At 70.7% G+C, this 18,644-nt stretch carries 16 protein-coding genes; 5 read left to right on the top strand and 11 right to left on the bottom strand.

All coding sequences use genetic code 11. The features are described from left to right. Positions 1–81: 81 nt before the first annotated feature. The 4 genes from ruvB to ruvA form a co-directional block, all read right to left on the bottom strand. Positions 82–1,155: a Holliday junction branch migration DNA helicase RuvB gene (ruvB, locus tag R1Z03_RS00250; RefSeq protein WP_272567148.1), complete on the bottom strand. Its 1,074-nt coding sequence runs from the start codon at positions 1,153–1,155 to the stop codon at positions 82–84. Positions 1,156–1,165: 10 nt separating this feature from the next. Beyond that, on the bottom strand, positions 1,166–3,082 hold the full coding sequence (locus tag R1Z03_RS00245) for a trypsin-like peptidase domain-containing protein (protein WP_317356073.1): 1,917 nt from the start codon (positions 3,080–3,082) through the stop codon (positions 1,166–1,168). 153 nt (positions 3,083–3,235) lie between these two features. Further along, entirely contained in the window at positions 3,236–4,807 is a 1,572-nt protein-coding gene (locus R1Z03_RS00240) for a serine protease (RefSeq protein ID WP_317356072.1), read from the bottom strand. Positions 4,808–4,931: 124 nt separating this feature from the next. Continuing rightward, positions 4,932–5,504 carry a Holliday junction branch migration protein RuvA gene (gene ruvA / locus R1Z03_RS00235; protein ID WP_272567143.1) on the bottom strand — a complete coding sequence of 191 codons (573 nt, stop codon included), beginning with the start codon at positions 5,502–5,504 and terminating at the stop codon, positions 4,932–4,934. Between the two features lie 48 nt (positions 5,505–5,552). Here ruvA and R1Z03_RS00230 point away from each other — a divergent pair, with 48 nt between their 5' ends. Beyond that, a complete protein-coding gene (locus R1Z03_RS00230) occupies positions 5,553–6,512 on the top strand; it encodes a PhoH family protein (protein WP_317356071.1) in 960 nt (319 codons plus the stop codon). 44 nt (positions 6,513–6,556) lie between these two features. Further along, positions 6,557–7,015 (top strand): rRNA maturation RNase YbeY, encoded by a 459-nt coding sequence (ybeY, locus tag R1Z03_RS00225; RefSeq protein WP_284392928.1) that lies wholly within the window; start codon positions 6,557–6,559, stop codon positions 7,013–7,015. Between the two features lie 97 nt (positions 7,016–7,112). Here the strand turns inward: ybeY and dtd are convergent, their stop codons facing one another. The 7 genes from dtd to dbpA all read right to left on the bottom strand — a co-directional run bounded on the left by dtd (position 7,113) and on the right by dbpA (position 13,758). After that, the gene (gene dtd / locus R1Z03_RS00220) at positions 7,113–7,577 is read right to left on the bottom strand and encodes a D-aminoacyl-tRNA deacylase (protein WP_317356070.1); all 465 of its coding nucleotides are present in this window, start codon (positions 7,575–7,577) and stop codon (positions 7,113–7,115) included. Beyond that, entirely contained in the window at positions 7,574–8,533 is a 960-nt protein-coding gene (locus R1Z03_RS00215) for a cation diffusion facilitator family transporter (protein ID WP_317356069.1), read from the bottom strand. Before R1Z03_RS00215 ends, dtd begins: the two co-directional genes overlap by 4 nt. Before the next feature lie 166 nt (positions 8,534–8,699). Then, on the bottom strand, positions 8,700–9,515 hold the full coding sequence (locus tag R1Z03_RS00210; RefSeq protein WP_284425891.1) for an oxidoreductase: 816 nt from the start codon (positions 9,513–9,515) through the stop codon (positions 8,700–8,702). A 110-nt stretch (positions 9,516–9,625) separates the two neighbouring features. Continuing rightward, positions 9,626–10,456, bottom strand: a complete 831-nt coding sequence (locus tag R1Z03_RS00205) for an amidohydrolase family protein (RefSeq protein WP_317356068.1) — start codon at positions 10,454–10,456, stop codon at positions 9,626–9,628. A 4-nt stretch (positions 10,457–10,460) separates the two neighbouring features. Continuing rightward, entirely contained in the window at positions 10,461–11,465 is a 1,005-nt protein-coding gene (locus tag R1Z03_RS00200) for a tripartite tricarboxylate transporter substrate binding protein (RefSeq protein WP_272567133.1), read from the bottom strand. 20 nt (positions 11,466–11,485) lie between these two features. Then, a complete protein-coding gene (locus R1Z03_RS00195; RefSeq protein ID WP_317356067.1) occupies positions 11,486–12,205 on the bottom strand; it encodes a GntR family transcriptional regulator in 720 nt (239 codons plus the stop codon). A 146-nt stretch (positions 12,206–12,351) separates the two neighbouring features. Beyond that, positions 12,352–13,758, bottom strand: coding sequence for an ATP-dependent RNA helicase DbpA (dbpA, locus tag R1Z03_RS00190; protein ID WP_317356066.1), 1,407 nt, complete (start codon positions 13,756–13,758; stop codon positions 12,352–12,354). 106 nt (positions 13,759–13,864) lie between these two features. Here dbpA and R1Z03_RS00185 point away from each other — a divergent pair, with 106 nt between their 5' ends. Genes R1Z03_RS00185 through R1Z03_RS00175 form a run of 3 tightly spaced genes read left to right on the top strand, consistent with a single transcriptional unit; the run spans position 13,865 to position 18,640 of the window. Continuing rightward, positions 13,865–15,937 carry a bifunctional diguanylate cyclase/phosphodiesterase gene (locus R1Z03_RS00185; RefSeq protein ID WP_284429510.1) on the top strand — a complete coding sequence of 691 codons (2,073 nt, stop codon included), beginning with the start codon at positions 13,865–13,867 and terminating at the stop codon, positions 15,935–15,937. Positions 15,938–15,984: 47 nt separating this feature from the next. Next, positions 15,985–17,466: an AMP nucleosidase gene (locus R1Z03_RS00180; protein WP_284392916.1), complete on the top strand. Its 1,482-nt coding sequence runs from the start codon at positions 15,985–15,987 to the stop codon at positions 17,464–17,466. Positions 17,467–17,497: 31 nt separating this feature from the next. Then, positions 17,498–18,640 carry a GGDEF domain-containing protein gene (locus R1Z03_RS00175; protein ID WP_317356065.1) on the top strand — a complete coding sequence of 381 codons (1,143 nt, stop codon included), beginning with the start codon at positions 17,498–17,500 and terminating at the stop codon, positions 18,638–18,640. Positions 18,641–18,644 lie beyond the last annotated feature (4 nt).

Here is an 18,644-nt window from a genome sequence, read left to right as displayed (position 1 = left end):
CGCGCGCCGATCCCCCTGCGCGAATCTGGCTGCTGCCACGAAGCCGCAGGAGCGTTGGACAAGGGGTCCGGAAGCGATGGGTCAAGCCGCCGAAGGCGGCCCGCCGAACAGGTCGGCAGGGTTGCGCGACGGCGCCACGCCCAGGTGGCGATAGGCCGCCAGCGTGGCCACGCGCCCGCGCGGCGTGCGCTGCAGGTAGCCCTGCTGGATCAGGTAGGGCTCGATCACGTCCTCGATGGTGCCGGACTCCTCGCCGATGCTCGCAGCGATGTTGTCCAGCCCCACGGGACCGCCGTCGAAACGGTGGATCACGGCCTCGAGCAGCTTGCGGTCCATCACGTCGAAGCCCTGGGGGTCCACGTCGAGCATGGTGAGCGCGCGCTGGGCGATATCGAGCGTGATCTGGCCCGTGCCCTTCACGTCGGCGTAGTCGCGCACCCGGCGCAGCAGCCGGTTGGCGATGCGCGGCGTGCCGCGCGATCGCCGCGCGATCTCGAAGCCCCCGTCCGGCTGGATCGGCGTGTTGAGCAGCCCGGCGCTGCGCATGACGATGCGCGAGAGTTCCTCGGGGGTGTAGAACTCCAGCCGCGCGACGATGCCGAAGCGGTCGCGCAGCGGGTTGGTGAGCATGCCGGCGCGGGTGGTCGCCCCCACCAGGGTGAAAGGCTGCAGGTCCAGCTTGATGCTGCGCGCCGCGGGCCCCTCGCCGATCATGATGTCGATCTGGTAGTCCTCCAGCGCGGGATAGAGGATTTCCTCCACCACGGGCGAGAGCCGGTGGATCTCGTCGATGAACAGGACGTCGTTGCGCTCCAGGTTGGTCAGCAGCGCGGCCAGGTCCTTGGGCTTTTCCAGCACGGGCCCGGAGGTCTGGCGCAGGTTCACGCCCAGCTCGGCGGCAATGATGTGGCTGAGCGTGGTCTTGCCCAGGCCCGGGGGCCCGAACAGCAGCACGTGGTCCAGCGCCTCGCCGCGCTTGCGCGCCGCACCGATGAAGATCTCCAGCTGCTCGCGCGCCTTGGCCTGACCGACGTACTCCTGCAGCAGCTTGGGGCGCAGCGCCCGCTCCAGCGCTTCCTCCTGCGGGGAGGCCGGCGCGGCGGAGATCACGCGTTTGGCGGGTGCGGGGGCGAAGTCGTCGGTCTGGATGCTCATGCGTTGCGGATCAGTTGGAAGTCCAGGCGTAGTACACGGGGCCTTCGTACTGGTACACCGGATAGGTGGCCTGAACGAAGTCGCGCTCTCCCTGGCTGATGGTGTAGAAGTGCGTGCCGTTGCCCTTGTTGAAGAAACGGTACATCGCGGTCGAGCCGTTGCCGGCGCCGGTCTGGGCATACCAGATCGGGCCTTCGTACTCGAACGACGGGTAGGTGGCGCGCACGAAGTCCCGTTCGCCCGCATCGATGGTGTAGAAGTGCGCGCCGTTGCTCTTGTTGAAGAATCGGTACACGGCGCTCTGGCCGGCGGTGGCGCCGCCGTAGGCGTAGAAGGCCACGCCTTCGTAGGCGAAGGCCGGGTAGGTGTTGATCACGAAGTCGCGCTCGCCCGCGCTCGCCGTGAAGAAGTGCGCGCCCGTGCTGCTGTTGAAGAAGCGGTACACGGCGGTGCGGCCGCTGGCGCTGGTGGCTGGCGACAGCCAGTTCCTGATGGACGCGTTGTACGCCACGTCGAAGCGGCCGTAGTAGTCCGACGACGCCTTGTTGGTGCACACGGCGCTGCCGCCGTAGAGCGTGCCGATCAGCGCGCCGCCGGAGAAGATGCCAGAGCCGCTGCTGCCGCCCTCGGTCGTACCCTGGCTCCATGTCACCCGGTAGAAGTTGCCGCTGGTGCCGCTGCAGGTGAAGTTGGTGTCGCTGATGGACGTGCACGCGGTCAGGGATGCCAGGTTGCCGAAGCTGATCTTCTGCAGGTCGCCGCGGGGATGGTGGATGCCCGCGATGGCGCCGCCCAGCCCCTGGGGATTGGCGTTCCATGCGGCGAACACGGCGCCGGCGGGCGGGGCCTCGTTCAGGCGCAGGAACGACGTATCGCTGCTGTCCGTCGCGTACAGCAGCGTGGCGCCGCCGGTGCGGGCCGTGGTGGCGGACGACAGCGTGCGGCTGTTGCAGCTGGGGGAGCGGTAGAACCAGTCGGTGCGCAGGGTGGACGCCACGGTCTGCGTGGAGATGCAGTGGTTGGCCGAGATGAAGTAGGGCGTGCCGGTGCCGTCGCGGTCGTTCAGCAGCGTGCCCGAGCACACGTACGTCTTGCCGTCGGGGCGCACGAACAGCATCCGCGCCACGGCGTTGCGCTGGGCGGCGTAATCGTCATAGCAGGTCGAATCGAGGTTGCAGGCGTCGGATTCGTTGATCTTGGTCTGCTGCTCCAGCTCTTCGGCCGTGGGCAGCGACAGGTTGTCGTAGATGTGCGACAGGCGCGGCACCGACAGGTCGATCGCGCTCGCGGGCGTGCCGGATGGCAACTCGATCTCCAGCGTGGCCTCGTCGCCGCCCGTGTCGGGCGTCCACCAGGTGCGGCCGGCGTCGGAGGTATCGCCCGCCGCCTGGTTGCGCTCGATGATCTGCAGCACTTCCTGGCCGGCGATCTCGAACACCGCCGAGGGCCGGGCCTGGCTGTACACGCGCAGCACGGCGCTGCCGGGCAGCTGGCGCACCAGCACGCCCAGGCGCAGCCCGTGCGCGCCGTCGGCCGAGAAACTGAGCGCGGCGACCTGACCGCCGCTGGCGGTGGGCGTCCACTGCAGCTGCTGCAATGTGGCGCTGGCCGTGGCCGTCTGGGCAATGCTGCGGGGGCTGCCGACCTGGCGCGGGCCGAAGCCGCTGGCCGCCCCTTCCTTGGACTGGTCCAGCGGCCCGAGGGCGATGCGGGCGGGTGCGATGGCCGCGCCGACCGCGCGGTCCTTGACCCGCGCCACGTCCTGCACGGCGGAAGCCGGCTGCTCGCGCGACTCCACGCTGTAGACCAGTGCCCTGGCCTGCGGCGCGGCCGCGGACTGCACCGCCTCGCCGCCGCCGCTGCCGCCACCGCAGGCAGCCAGCACCGAGGCCACCGCCAGAACCGCCAAAGATCGAACTCGCCTCATTACCAGCTGCATGGAACAACTCCTGTCATCGGTTCGGGGCGGTCCCATGCCGCCCCGGATTGCAAAATGTGCCACAGCCCCGTGGCTGCCGGCAGGTGATTTCATCGCCGCGTTGCGGCATCGCGTCATGGCCCCGTTGCGCTCCCCGGCCCGCTACCGCGCGGCCAGCCGCTCTCGCCAGAACGGAGCGGGGCCATCGCCGGAGTGGCCCGCCGGCCCGTGCGATGCCACGAACCCGCGGGCGGGATGCCGCCAGGCCACCGGCACGCTCACCGGGGGCGACAGCCACTGCTTGAGCGCCTTCTGGTAGGCCAGATCGAAGCGGCCGTACACCCGCACGTCGTCGACCGAGCATTGGGCGCTGGAGGCGAACCCATACAGCGTCCCGATCACGCGGCCGCCATGGAAGATGGCCGATCCGCTGCTGCCGTCCTCCACCGTGCCGCGGTCGAACCCGACGTCGTAGTAGCCGGCCGAGGCGTCCGTGGAGGAGTCGCACAGCATGGAGCCGTCCGTGTCGTTGGTGCAGGCCAGCGTGCCCATGATGCTGCCGGTGCTGATCTTCTGCAGGTCGCCCCGGGGATGGTGGATGCCGACCACGGCCGTCGATTCGGCTTGCGGGCTGGCGTCCCAGGCGGCGAACACGGCCCCAGGGGGCGGCGCCTCGTTCAGCCGCAGCAGGGCGGTGTCGGTGTCTGCGCTGGCGTAGAGCAGCGTCGCGCCGCCCGTTCGCGCGGTGGACCGGGGCGACAGCGTGGCGCTGTTGCACGCCTGCGAGCGGAAGAACCAGTCCGTCTGCAGGGTGGACGCCACGGTCTGCGAGGCGATGCAGTGGTTGGCGCTGAGGAAGTACGGCGTGCGCGTGGCATCGCGGTCGTTGAGCAGCGTGCCGGTGCAGACGTAGGCCTTGCCGTTGTCCACGAACAGCATCCGCGCCACGGCATCGCGCTGGGCGGCGTATTCGTCGAAGCAGTTCGCATCCAGGTTGCAGGCGATGGCGTCGCCGACCGCCTTGGCCGCCTGGGCGCCCTCCGGCGGCAGGGACAGGTTCTCGAAGAGGTGCGCCAGCGCCGGCACGGCCACGTCCAGCGCGGCGGCCGGCACGCCGGCGGGCAGCTCGATCTCCAGCGTGGCCTCGCTCGCGCCGGAATGGGGGGTCCACCAGGTGCGCGCGTTGTCCGATGCGTCGCCCGCCGCGATGTTGCGCCCGATGGCCTGCAGGATGGCCTGCCCGGTGGTCTCGTACACCGCATCGGGACGGTCCTGGCGGTACACCCGCACCACGGCCTCGTCCGGGATCTGCCGCACCCGCACGCCCAGGCGCAGGCCCTGCGCGTCTTCGGACGCAAAACTCACGGCCGCTTTCATGCCGCCGTTGGCCAACGGGGTCCACTGCAGCAGCCGCTGCAGGCCGTCCGCCGTGGCGGTGGCCTCGATGGCGCGGGCATCGCCCACCCAGCGGGCGCCGTCGTGCCGGGACTGCGCCGCCTTGGGCCGCGCGAAGGCGGGCAAGGCCACGCGGGCCGGTTCCACCCGCGGGCCCGCCGCGCGCTGCTTGGTGCGGGAAACCGCGGCCTCGGCAGCCGCCGGCTGCACGGCCGAGTCCACCTGCAGCACCTCGGACGGCGCCGCGCTCACGGTGACGGCGCCGCTGTCGCCCCCGCCACCCCCGCCGCACCCCGACACCAGCGACGCCACCACGACCAGCACGGCACCGCGCGCCATCCATTTCCCTTTGACCATCTTTCGTTCACTCCCTTTTTTTGATGGATCGACACGGACCCGCGCCACGCCGCTCAGAGGCGTGCGCACGGTCTCCCATTCCTTGTTCTTCGTTGACCCGTGGTTCTCATTTGGCCAGCGCCTTGAGCGCCAGCTTGATCCCGTCGCTCACCCCCACGTCCTGGGGCAGCGCCTTCAGCGCGGCCGCGGCTTCCTTGTCGTTGTAGCCCAACGCCAGCAGGGCCTGCAGGATGTCGGCCTGCGCGTCGCTCGTGGCATGCGCATGGGCGCCGATGTCGGCCCCCAGCTTGCCCTTGAGTTCCAGCAGCAGGCGCTCGGCGGTCTTCTTGCCGATGCCGGGCACCTTCACCAGGCGCCCCGCCTCCTGCAGGGACACGGCCTGCGCCAGGTCGGACACGCCCATGCCGCTCAGGATGGACAGCGCGGTGCGCGGGCCCACCCCGGAGATCTTGATGAGTTCGCGGAACGCCTGGCGCTCCGGCGCCGTGGCAAAGCCGTAGAGCAGTTGCGCGTCCTCGCGCACAATGAACTGGGTGAGCAGGGCCACGCGCTCCCCCACGGGCGGCAGGTTGTAGAAGGTGCTCATGGGCACCTGCACCTCGTAGCCAACGCCGTGGCAGTCCAGCAGCACTTCTGGCGGGTTCTTTTCCAGCAGCGTGCCGGTGAGTTTGCCTATCATTGATGTCCTTCGCCGCACCGTTGCGGCCATCCAACCGGAATTATCCGCGTGATCCTGCGACACACCTTCACCCCCCACAACAACAACCGGCTGTCGCACCTGTGCGGCCCGGCCGATGCGAACCTGCGCACCATCGAGACGGCGCTGTCGGTCAGCATCGCGCACCGGCACGAGCAGTTCAAGGTGGATGGGCCGAGGGCCAAGGCCACCCAGGCGATGGAGCTGCTCCAGGCGCTGTACGAAATGGCCGAGCGGCCCATCGCCGAGGAGCACCTGCAGCTCATGCTGGCCGGCGACAGCGCCATGCTGGAGGCGCCCGGTGACGGCGCGGTGACGCTCAACACCCGCCGCGCCGACCTGCGCGCACGCACCCCCACGCAGAGCAACTACTTGGACAACATCGCCAGCCACGACATCACCTTCGGCATCGGCCCCGCCGGCACCGGCAAGACCTACCTGGCCGTCGCCTGCGCGGTGGACGCCCTGGAGCGCAACGCGGTGCAGCGCATCGTGCTGACGCGGCCGGCGGTCGAGGCCGGGGAGCGCCTGGGCTTTCTGCCCGGCGACCTCACGCAGAAGGTGGACCCGTACCTGCGCCCGCTGTACGACGCCCTCTACGACCTGATGGGCTACGAGAAGGTGCAGAAGGCCTTCGAGCGCAATGCGCTGGAGATCGCGCCGCTGGCCTTCATGCGCGGGCGCACGCTGAACAACGCCTTCATCATCCTGGACGAGGCCCAGAACACCACGCCCGAGCAGATGAAGATGTTCCTCACCCGCATCGGCTTCGGCGCCCGCGCCGTGGTGACGGGCGACGTGAGCCAGATCGACCTGCCCAAGGGCGCGATGAGCGGCCTGATCGACGCCGAGCGGGTGCTCAAGCGCGTCAAGGGCATCGCGATCACCCGGTTCACCACCGCCGACGTGGTGCGCCACCCGCTCATCGCCCGCATCGTGGACGCCTACGATGCCCAGCGCGCGGCGGGCAGCCGCGCAGGACACTCCTGAATCAATAGCACAACGCCCTAGTGAAACATGCGCCAGAGGCCCAAATGACCCTGAACCATCTGACCCTGTCGCTGCAGTTCGCGCGCTTTCCCGGGGTGCAGGAACACCGCGCCGCCCTGCCCCGCCATGCCGCGGCGCGCTTCATCCGCCACGCGCTGTCCAGCGACGCCGAGATCACCGTGCGCATCGTCGATGCCGAAGAAGGCCAGGCCCTCAACCGCGAGTACCGCCGCAAGGACTACGCCACCAACGTGCTCACCTTCGACTACGCGCAGGAGCCCCTGGTGATGGCCGACCTAGTGCTGTGCGCGCCCGTGGTGGCGCGCGAGGCGCGCGAGCAGAACCGGGACCTGCGCGCGCACTACGCCCACCTGCTGGTGCACGGCACGCTGCACGCCCAGGGCTGGGACCACGAGACCAGCGCCGAGGATGCCGACGAGATGGAGGCCTACGAGACGGCCATCCTGCAGGAACTGGGCTTCGACGACCCGTACGCGGACTGAGCCGGCCACGGCGCGGGCCGCGCCCTCCCCACCGCCAAAAGGCCGGATGGGGCCTCCAAACAGCCCCATGCCGGGGTATTGATTGCCTGTTTAGCTATTATTTCGATAGCAAACCATCCGCTGGCGCCATGCGCAGCGGGATCGTCACCGGCCCGTCGTTCACCAGATGCACCTGCATGTCGGCCGCGAAGCGCCCGGTTTCCACCACCGGGTGCAGCGCCCGTGCCCGGGCCACGAACAGGTCGTACAGCCGCCGTCCCTCGTCCGGCGCCGCCGCCTGGGTGAAGCTCGGGCGGTTGCCGCCGGAGGTGTCGGCGGCCAGCGTGAACTGGCTCACGACGAGCAGGCCGCCGCCCACGTCCTGCACGCTGCGGTTCATCTTGCCCGCCTCGTCGGTGAACACGCGCAGCTTGAGCAGCTTGGCCAGCAGCCGGTCGGCCTCGGCATCGGTGTCGCCGCGCTCGGCGCACAGCAGCACCAGCAGGCCCGGGCCGATGCGGCCCACGGTCTCGCCATCGACTTCCACGCGCGCTTCGCGCACGCGCTGCAACACGCTCATCATGGTGGGGAATCCTTTGGTTCTTCCAGAAATGCCTCCACCCCGACGGGCAGCAGCTCGATGGTCACGCGCAGCCCGGGCACGGCGCGCATCAGGGCGGCCTCCACGGCGCCGCGCAGCTGGGCGGCGCGCCCCAGGCTCCACTCGGCGGGCACGTGCATGTGCAGGCCGGCAAAGCGGCGCTGCCCGGCCTGGCGCGTGATGAGGTGGTCGAAGCGCACCTGCGGTGCGCCCTGCGCGAAGCCGCGCAGCGCCGCGTCGATGGCCGCCTGCGCCTCGGGCTCCACGGCCGCGTCCATCAGGCCCTGGGAGGCGCGCCACACCATGTGCGCCCCTTCCCGCAGGATGTTCAGCGCCACGGCCATGGCCACCACCGGGTCCAGCCAGAGCCAGCCGGTCGCGCTGGCCGCGCCGATGCCGACGACCACGCCCGCCGAGGTCCAGACATCGGTGACGAGGTGGCGCGCATCGCCCTCCAGCGCCACCGACCGGTGCACGCGTGCGGAGCGGAACATCAGCCAGGCCAGGCCGCTGTTGAGCGCCGAGCTGACCACCGACAGCGCCAGGCCCCAGCCGACCTGCTCCAGCGGCTGCGGCGAGGACAGCCGGTGCGCCGCCGCCCAGAAGATGGCGGCGGAGGCCCCCACGATCAGAATGCCCTCGAACCCGGAAGAAAAATACTCGGCCTTGTGGTGCCCGTAGGGGTGGTCGTCGTCCGCCGGGCGCTGTGCCACGGTCACCATCGCCAGCGCGAACACCGCGCCCGCCAAGTTGACGAACGACTCCAGCGCATCGGACAGCAGCCCCACCGAGCCGGTGAGGTGCCAGGCCAGCGTCTTGAGCACGATGGTGACCAGCGCCACGGCCACCGAGCCCCACAGCAGCGTGCGGGGCGCGGGCGCGGCAGGACCGGTGCGGCCCGGGGCGCTCGGATCGGAAGGCAGGGGGCGGGAGGGCATGGGCTGGCAAGGAAAGCGCCGGGGCCGCCATTCTGCCCCGAACGGCGCCATCCCGACCCGCCGGCGGCCTGCCACGGCGAGCCCGCCACGCCCGCGAGGCCCCCATCCACTGCGGCCTGGCCGGCACCCGGAAGGGGATGAGAGAGAGCGCTCGCGCCCGCCCGGCTCAGGCCGGCAAGCCGTTGAACTTGCGCAGCGTCTTGTCGACCAGCCCTTCGGGCAGATAGCGGCGCAGCGAGCGGACCTGGGTGGACTGCTTGCCGGCCGAATAGCGCAGTTTGGGCCGGATGGCCGTGGCGGCCTTCACGACGGCGTCGGCGACGATCTGCGGCGCATCGCCCGCCTCCACCCATTGGCGCATGAGCGCTTCGCTGCGGGCGCGATCGTCGGCATAGTCCGCGAGGGGGCGGTCGGCGCGCGACAGGTTTTCCTCGAAGGCCGTGCGCGTCACACCGGGCTCCACCAGAACCACGCGGATGCCGAACCGGCGCACTTCGTGGTCGAGGGATTCCGAGTAGCCCTCGATCGCGTGCTTGGTCGATGCATAGAAGGCGTTGAAGGGCGCCGGAATCAGCCCCAGGATCGAGCTCATGTTGATGATGCGGCCGCTCTTTTGGGCCCGCATGAGCGGCAGCACCGCGTTGACGACGCGGGCGACGCCGAAGACGTTGACGTCGAACAGGCGCTGCGCCTGCCCGATCGAGGATTCCTCGGCCCCGCCCAGCAGGCCCACGCCGGCGTTGTTGACGACCAGATCGATGCGCCCTGCCCGCCTGGCCACCTCGTCCACGAGGCGCTGGACCGACGCCTCGTCCGTCACGTCGCAAGCCAGCATCGTGACGCCGGCGGGCGGATCGGCGGGTGCCTTGCGGCTGGTGCCGAAGACCTGGTAGCCCGCCTGCACCAGGGACCGGGCAGTCACGAGCCCGATGCCCGACGACGCCCCCGTCACGACGGCGATACCCCTGTTCGTCTTGCGCATTGTTTTCCTTTCGTCATGGGCCGGATGGCCGACGAAGGGATATTACTATCGAAACAGTATTAAGTCACTACTGAAAAGATATTATCAAAGCACGTTGGGGCGTCTCTCCGTCAGGCATACAGCCGCGAGGCGTTCTGCCGGACCGTGCCGGCCCGGTCCGGGCCCAGCGCCTCCACCACCGGCTGCCACACCGAGGCGTAGGCCGGCATGGCATCAGCAGCGAACGACGTGTGCGGCCAGTCCGAGCCCCACACCAGCCGCCCGGGCGCCAGGTCGGCCACACGCCGGACCGTCTCCTGCAGCGCGCCGTAGGGCGCCTGCGCGCGCAGCCGGTACCAGCCGGACAGCTTGATCCACGCGCCCTGCGCGGCCAGCGCCGCGAGGGCGCTCCATGCCGCGTCGTCCGCCGGCAACTCGGCATGCAGGCCCGCCAGGTGGTCGAGCACGCAGGCCACGCCGGTCCGGTCGTGCAGCGCCGCGATCTCCGCCAGATGCTCCGGGCCCGCGTACCACTGCACGTGCCAGCCGCGCTCGCGCAGGCGTGGCGCCAGGGCGCGGAACGCCTCGGGCCCGTTGCCCACCGGCGAAACGCGGTTGAAGCGCACGCCCCGCACGCCCAGCGCGTGCATGCGGTCCAGCAGCGCGTCGGGTACCGCGGCGTCCACCACGGCCACGCCGCGGTGCCGGCCGGGCCGTGCGGCCAGCGCGCTCAGCATCACCGCGTTGTCGGTGCCGTACACGCTGGGCTGCACCAGCACCAGATGCCGCACCCCATGGGCGGCAGCCAGGCCCTCGATGCGCTCCAGCGGATGGTGCGCGGGGCGGTAGTGGCCGGGCTGGGTCGGCGCATCGGCGTCGAACACATGGACGTGCGCGTCCCAGCAGGCACCGGCTCCGTCCCAGGCATCAGGGTGGGGGGCGCGGTCGACGTCCTTCGGCATCGGTTCAGCCGACCGAGATGTTGCGGTCGCGCACCACCTGGGCCCACTGGCCCTGCTGGGCCCGGATGAAGGCCCCGGCCGAGGCCTGCGATGCATCGGCGAACACGTCGCCGCCCAGCGCGCGGATGCGCGCCAGCACCTCGGCATCGCCCAGCGCCTTGCGGATGCCATCGACCAGGCGCGTGCGCGTGGCGGCGGGCAAGCCGGCGGGGGCGAGCACCGGGTTCCATTCCAGCACCTCGTACTTGCGCACGCCCGCTTCGGTCATGGTGGGCACCTCCGGCAGCGAACGGGCCCGCAGCGCGGCCGTCACGGCCAGCGCGCGCAGCTTGCCGGAGCGGATGTGGCCCAGCGCCGAGGCCACGTTGGCGAAAAAGAGCGGCACCTGCCCCGCCATGACATCGTTCATCGCGGGGCCGCCGCCCCGGTAGGGAATGTGCGACAGCCGCACCCCGGCGCGCTCCTCGAACAGCGCTCCCGCCAGGTGCTGCGCCGAGCCGTTGCCGGACGACGCATAGGCCACTTCGCCCGGCTTGGCGCGGGCCAGCGCGATCACGTCCTGCACGCTGCGCGCCTGGAACCCCGCGGAGCACACCAGCACGTTGGGAAAGGTGGCCAGCACGGCCAGCGGCGTGAAGGCCTTGTCGGTGTCGTAGGCCATCTTGGGATAGAGAGCGGGGTTGACCGCGAAGGACGAGGCGTCCAGCAGCAGCGTGCTGCCGTCCGGCGTGGCACGCGCCACGTAGGCGCCGGCGATCTGGCCGCTGGCGCCGGGCTTGTTGTCCACCACCACGTTCTGGCCCAGCGCTTCGCCCAGCCGCGGCGCGATGATGCGCGCCATCAGGTCCGCGCCGCCGCCGGCGGGGTAGGAGACCACCAGCGTCACGGGCTTGCCGCCGATGCCCTGCGCGCGGCCGGCCACCCAGGGCGCGGCCAGGGCGGCGCCGGCGGCACCGAGGATCCAGCGGCGGCGGGCGCCGCCGGTGGCGGGGGATGCGATGGAAGGCATGCGGGTCTCCAGGTTCGGATTCAGGTCAGGGTGACGGTGTAGTGAAAGGCGTGGGCATCGCCGCGCGTGACGCGCCATTCGACGCAGCGGCCGGCCAGGTCCATGGCACGGCGGGTGACCACGGCGCACGGGTGCCCCGCCGCGAGCCCCAGGCTGCGCGCCTGGGGCGCGGACAGCACGCCGAAGCCGATGTCGTCCACCGCCCGCTGCACGTGCACGCCGCAGCGGCTGGCGTAGAAGGGATAGAGCAACGGCGGCCAGGCGGCGGTGTCGTCCTCCGCCAGCGCGCCGAAGCGGTTCAGCGGCAGCCAGATGTGCTCCAGCAGGCAGGGCTCGCCGTCGATCAGCCGCAGGCGGTGCAGGCGCAGCACCGGCTCGCCCGGTGCCAGGCCCAGCGCGCGGGCCGCCTCGGCCGGGGCCGCCATGGCCTGGCGCGACAGGATGCGCGAAGCGGGCTCCTGCCCCGCCGCGCCCTCGCCGAAGCGAAAGAACCGCAGCATCGACGCGCCGGCAATGCCGCTGCGCACGAAGGTGCCCTTGCCGTGGATGCGCTCGATCAGGCCTTGCTCCACCAGCAGTTCCAGCGCGCGCCGCAGCGTGCCCAGCGCCACGCCATGCTCGGCGGCCAGCGCCTGCTCGGCCGGCAGGGCCGTGCCGGGCAGCCATTCGCCCCGGACGACGCGGTGCCGCAGCGCGGCCGCCAGCGCGGCATAGCGGGCGAGGCCGGGGTGTTCCGCCACGGCGGGAGGGGATGCGGGCGACGGCAATTGATCTACTCCTCTAGATGACTTGCAGTCTAAAACAGGGCGCAGGCGGCGCGATCGGGACAAACCCGGGGGCGCCGGCCCCGCCACCGCCAGGGCCCCTCAGGGGCCCTCAAAGGCCGTCAGGTGCCATCCACCAGCCGCGCCTTCACGAGCTTGCCCTTGACCCGGCCGGCCGCCAGGCGCCGCACCACGTCCTGGGCGATGCCCCGTTCCACCGCCACATAGGTGGAAAAATCGTTCACGTTGATCTTGCCCACCTGCTCGCGCGCAAAGCCCATCTCGCCGGTGAGCGCGCCCAGCACGTCGCCCGCGCGGATCTTTTCCTTGCGCCCGCCGATGATCTGGATGGTGGCCATGGGCGGCAGCAATGGCCCGCCGGGAGCGGCGGTCAGCCCGGACAGCGGGTGCCATTCCGACTCGCGGCCCTGCAGCTGCTCGATCTTGCCCACGCTGCCCATCTCGGGCAGGCTGGCCAGGCTCAAGGCGAGGCCTTCGGCGTCCGCGCGGCCGGTGCGGCCGATGCGGTGCACATGGATCTCGGGATCGGGGGTCACGTCGACGTTGATCACCGCCTGCAACTGGGCGATGTCCAGGCCGCGCGCGGCCACGTCGGTGGCCACCAGCACCGAGCAGCTGCGGTTGGCGAACTGCACCAGCACCTGGTCGCGCTCGCGCTGCTCCAGCTCGCCATAGAGGGCCAGCGCGTGAAAGCCCTGCGCCTGCAGCACGCCCACCAGGTCGCGGCACTGCTGCTTGGTGTTGCAAAAGGCGATGGCCGATTCGGGCCGGAAGTGGTTCAGCAGCTGCGACACGGCGTGCAGGCGCTCGCTTTCCTTCACCTCGTACCAGCGCTGCGCGATCTTGGCCGAACCATGCTGGGCCTGCACCGTGATGCGCTGCGGCTCCTTCATGAACTGGCGCGCCAGGCGCTCGATGCCCTCGGGGTACGTGGCGGAAAACAGCAGCGTCTGGCGCTCGGCCGGGCACTGGCGCGCGACCTTGGCGATGTCGTCGAAAAAGCCCATGTCCAGCATGCGGTCGGCCTCGTCGAGCACCAGGGTGTTGAGCGCCTGCAGATCGAGCGTGGGGCGCTCCAGATGGTCCATCACCCGCCCGGGCGTGCCCACCACGATGTGCGCGCCGTGCTCCAGGCTGGCGATCTGCCCGCGCAGCGGCACGCCGCCGCACAGGGTGACCACCTTGATGTTCTCCTGCGCGCGGGCCAGGCGCCGCACCTCAGTGGCCACCTGGTCGGCCAGCTCGCGCGTGGGGCACAGCACCAGGGCCTGCACCGCGAAGCGGCGCGCATTGAGGTTGGCCAGCAGCGCCAGGGCGAAGGCCGCCGTCTTGCCGCTGCCGGTGCTGGCCTGGGCGATCAGGTCGCGGCCCAGCAGGGCCACGGGCAGGCTCGCGGCCTGGATCGGGGTCATGCGGGTGTAGCCCAGCTGCTGCAGGTTGGACAGGGTCGCGGGGTGCAGCGCCAGGGAGGAGAACTCGGCGCCAGCGCCGGAAACGGAAGAAGTCATCCCCGGATTATCCCGGGGCCCGGCCGGCGCGAGGCGGGCAAGGGCTTGCACCCCTCGCCAGCGGCGCCCCGATCGGCTATAAAACTTCGAGATACAAGGGTGGGACATGCCAGACACATCAAGCCGAGCGGACGGTCCTTCCCAGGACCCCCACTGCAGCAGTTCCCTGCTGCGGCTGCTGGCCGACTCCGTTCCGGCGCTGCTGGCCTACTTCGAGTCGTCCACCCTGCGTTGTGTTTTTGCCAATCAGGGCTACGCCGAATCCACCGGCCACACGGTGGAGGCGATCCTGGGCAAGACGGTGCAGGAAGCCATCGGCGACAGCGCCTGGGCCTCGATCCAGCCCCAGATCCAGCAGGTGCTGCGGGGCGAGCGCGTGCAATACACGCGCAAGCAGCGGGTGCGTAGCGGGCCGCCGCGCATGATCGAGGTCAACCTCATTCCCCACCTGCACCCCAAGCTGGGACTGATGGGCGCCTTCGTGCTCATCAACGACATCACCCACCACTGGGAGGCCGAACGCGCGGTGCGCGAGAGCGAAGAGCGCATGCGCAAGTTCTCGCAGGCCACCGAAGAGGCCATCGTGTTCCACCGCGAAGGCCTGGTGACCGACTTCAACGAAGCGCTCACGCGGCTGATGGGCTACTCCCTGGCCGAGGGGCGCGGCCGGCGCATGCTCGATTTCGTGAGCGAGGAGTTCCGCCCCGTCACCGAGGCCTATGTGCGCGAGGGCCGCGAAGAGCCCTACGAAGTCACGGTGCTGCACCAGGACGGCCATGCCGTTCCCGTGGAGATCGTCGGCAAGACCATGCCCTGGAAGGGATCGGACTACCGCATCGCAGTGCTTCGCGACATCACCGCGCGCCGCCAGGCCCAGGAGCGCGAGGCCTTCCTGGCGCGGCACGATGCGCTCACGCAATTGCCCAACCGCACCACGCTCATGGAGCGGCTCACCGCCGTGATCGAGGCCGCACAGCGCACGCCGCAGGCCGCCGCCGTGCTGTTCATCGACATGGACCATTTCAAGACGGTGAACGACTCGCTGGGCCACGAGGCCGGCGACATGCTGCTGTGCGAGGTGGCCCGCCGGCTCGTGCAGGGCGTGCGCTCGGTGGACATCGTGGCGCGCGTGGGTGGCGACGAGTTCGTCGTGGTGCTGCGCGACGCGCAGGACCGGCCCTCCGCCCTGGCGGTGGCCGACCAGCTGCTGGCCGACGTGTGCGCCGTGTTCCATGCCGACGGCACGCCACTGTCGGTGTCGGTCTCCATCGGGGTGAGCATGTACCCCGACGACGGCGACACCGCGGCCGAGCTGGTGCGCCGGGCCGACGCCGCCATGCAGCAGGCCAAGGACAGCGGCCGCGCCAACCGCCAGGCCTACGCCCCGGGCATGGAGACGCCCTCCACCGGCGTGCTGCAGCACGAACGCCTGCTGCGCGACGCCATCCTGCACGGCGCGTTCGTGCTGCACTACCAGCCGCAGGTGCGCCTGGACGACGGTGCGCTCGTGGGCTTCGAGGCGCTGGTGCGCTGGCGCCACCCCGAGCGCGACCTGGTGGGGCCCATCGACTTCATCGCCTTCGCCGAGGCGCGCGGGCTCATCACGCCGATCGGCCGCTGGGTGCTGGTCGAGGCCTGCCGGCAGATCCGGGCCTGGCACGACGAGGGCCTGCCGCAGGTGCCGGTGGCGGTCAATCTCTCGGCGCTCGAATTCCGCCAGCGCGACGTGGCCGGCGAGATCGCGGGCGTGCTGCGCCAGACGGGCCTGGCACCGCGCTTTCTGGAGATCGAGCTCACCGAATCCGTGCTCATGCACGATGCCGACCAGGTGCGCCACACGCTGGACGCGCTCAAGGCGCTGGGCGTGCGCGTGTCCATCGACGACTTCGGCACCGGCTACTCGTCGCTCGCCTACCTCAAGCGCTATCCGATCGACAAGCTCAAGATCGACCGCTCCTTCGTCTCGGACACGCCCGCCAACGAAGACGACGTGGCCATCGTCACCGCCATCGTCCAGATGGGCCGCAGCCTGCAGATCCAGACCGTGGCGGAGGGGGTGGAAACCGATGCCCAGCGCGACCTGCTGCGCGCCCTGGGCTGCCATCTGGCGCAGGGCTACCTGATCTCGCCGCCCATGGACCCGCGCCAGACGCGCGAGTGGCTGCTGAAAAAAAGATAGCGGGCCCGTCATCGGGCAGACCCGCGCGCCCGTGGACAATAGGGGCCATGGCCCAGATCCCCGACTTCACCGAGCCCACCCTTCACACCGATCCCGCCGAGGCGCTGTCGCAGGTGCAGCGCATCTACCAGCAGCAGATCGGGCACCTGCGCGATGCCATGCAGCGCTTCGTCGCCGGGGAGACCCCGGCCAGCCACGTGCGGGCCTTCTACCCCTTCGTGCGGGTGCAGACCACCACCGTGGCCCGCGCCGCCACCCAGCTGGCCTACGGCTTCGTGGAAGGCCCGGGGCGGTATGAAACCACCCTCACCCGGCCCGACCTGTTCGCCAACTACTACGCCGAGCAGTTCCGCCTGCTGCGCAACAGCCACAACATCGAGCTGGAGGTGGGCATCAGCAGCCAGCCCATCCCCATCCACTTCTCGTTCGCCGAGCACGACCACATCGAGGGCACGCTGACCGCCCAGCGCCGCATGCTCATGCGCGACGTGTTCGACCTGCCCGACCTGGAGGCCATGGACGACGGCATCGCCAACGGCACCTGGGCGCCGCGCCCCGGCGAGGCCCAGCCCCTGTCGCTGTTCACCGCGCCGCGGGTGGACTACTCGCTGCACCGGCTGCGCCACTACACCGGCACCGCGCCCGAGTGGTTCCAGAACTTCGTGCTGTTCACCAACTACCAGTTCTACATCGACGAATTCGTGCGCCTGGGCCATGCCGAGATGGCCAAGCCGGACAGCGAGTACGTCGCCTTCATCGAACCGGGCAACGTCGTTACCCGCCGCACCGGCCTGCCGGCCCAGCCGGGCGACGAGCTGGGCGTGGCCCCGCCGCGGCTGCCGCAGATGCCGGCCTACCACCTCATGCGGGCGGACAAGAGCGGCATCACCATGGTCAACATCGGCGTGGGCCCGTCCAACGCCAAGACCATCACCGACCACATCGCCGTGCTGCGCCCGCACGCCTGGATGATGCTGGGCCACTGCGCGGGCCTGCGCAACAGCCAGCAGCTGGGCGACTACGTGCTGGCCCACGCCTATGTGCGCGAAGACCACGTGCTCGACGAAGAGCTGCCGCTGTGGGTGCCCATTCCCGCGCTGGCCGAGATCCAGATGGCGCTGCAGCAGGCCGTCGCCGACGTCACGCAGATCGAGGACGCCGACCTGAAACGCATCATGCGCACCGGCACCGTGGCCAGCACCGACAACCGCAACTGGGAGCTGCTGCCCGACAACATGCCCCAGCGCCGGTTCAGCCAGAGCCGCGCCGTCGCGCTGGACATGGAGAGCGCAACAATCGCCGCCAACGGCTTTCGCTTCCGCGTGCCCTACGGCACCCTGCTGTGCGTGAGCGACAAGCCCCTGCACGGCGAGATCAAGCTGCCCGGCATGGCCAACCATTTCTACCGCGAGCGCGTGGACCAGCATCTGCGCATCGGCATGCGCGCCATCGACATCCTGCGGGCCGGGGGCGTGAGCCGCCTGCACAGCCGCAAGCTGCGCAGCTTCGCCGAGGTGGCCTTCCAGTGACGCACCGGGTGGCCGCCGCCACCAGGGATTGATGCGGCTGGATTTCGTCACCCTGATGGCCATCACGGCCACCAACCTGTGCATGCTCTCCGCGGCCCTGCCGCTGATCATGGGCCGCGGCGCGGGCACCGCCGCGCGCTGGGTGCAAGCCAGCCTGCTGCTGCAGGGCCTGGCCTGGGCGGCCATCATCGCGTCCTCCTACGCGTGGGACCAGACCCTGTCCACCCTGTCCATGGCCGCCAATTCCCTGGCCCAATGGGCCCTCTTCGAGGCCCTGGCGATCTGGCTGGGGCCCCGGCCCGGGCGGCGCCTGGTGCAGGCGCTGGCGGTGGCGATCCCGCTGGGCTACACCCTGGGCTTTTCGCACTACGCGTTTCGCGTCGGCTGGGCCAACCTGCTGCTGGCCACGCTGCTGCTGGCCGTGGCGCGCGCCACGCTCTACCCGGCCCATCCAGCGCACTCGGTGGACCGGCGCTGGCGCCTGCTGCTCACGGGTTGCCTGGCCACGATGGCCGCGTTCACCGCCGCGCGCGGCGTGCTGGGCGCCTTCACCGACGCCTACCCCAGCTTCCGCACGCCGCACCCCGTCAACATCGCCGCGGCCGTGGCCGCCAACGTCACCCTCGTGCTGGGCACAGTGGCGGTGCTGGTCGCGTGGCGGGACGAGGCCGAGCAGCAACTGCGCACCCTGGCCATGACCGATCCGCTCACCGGCCTGCTCAACCGCCGCGGCTTCGAATCGCACGGCCAGGCCCTGCGACAGCGCGCCGCGCGCCAGCGCCTGTCCCTGGCCGCCCTGCTGCTGGACCTGGACCACTTCAAACGCATCAATGACGCCTACGGCCACGAAGCCGGCGACCGCGCCCTGGCCTGGTTCGCCCGGCTCGCCCAGTCCATGGCCGGGCCGCACGACACCGTGTGCCGGTTCGGCGGCGAGGAATTCGGCGTGCTCCTGCTGCATGCGCAGCAGGAAGAAGCGCAACGCTTCGACCAGCGCCTGCGCGAACGCCTGCAGGCCGAAAGCGCCCAGGCCCTGGGGTTTCCCATCGACTACAGCGCCGGCGCGGCGCTGTGGCACGGCGGCGAAGAGGACCTGGCCGAGCTCATGGCCCGCGCGGACGCGGCGCTGTATGCCGCCAAGGAACAGGGGCGGCGGCAGCTGGCCATGGGCTAGCAAA

This window comes from Acidovorax sp. BLS4, assembly GCF_032929295.1.
Lineage (GTDB): Bacteria > Pseudomonadota > Gammaproteobacteria > Burkholderiales > Burkholderiaceae_C > Paracidovorax.
The sequence above is the reverse complement of the archived record's forward strand: the minus strand, read 5'-3'. Positions and strand labels throughout refer to the sequence as shown.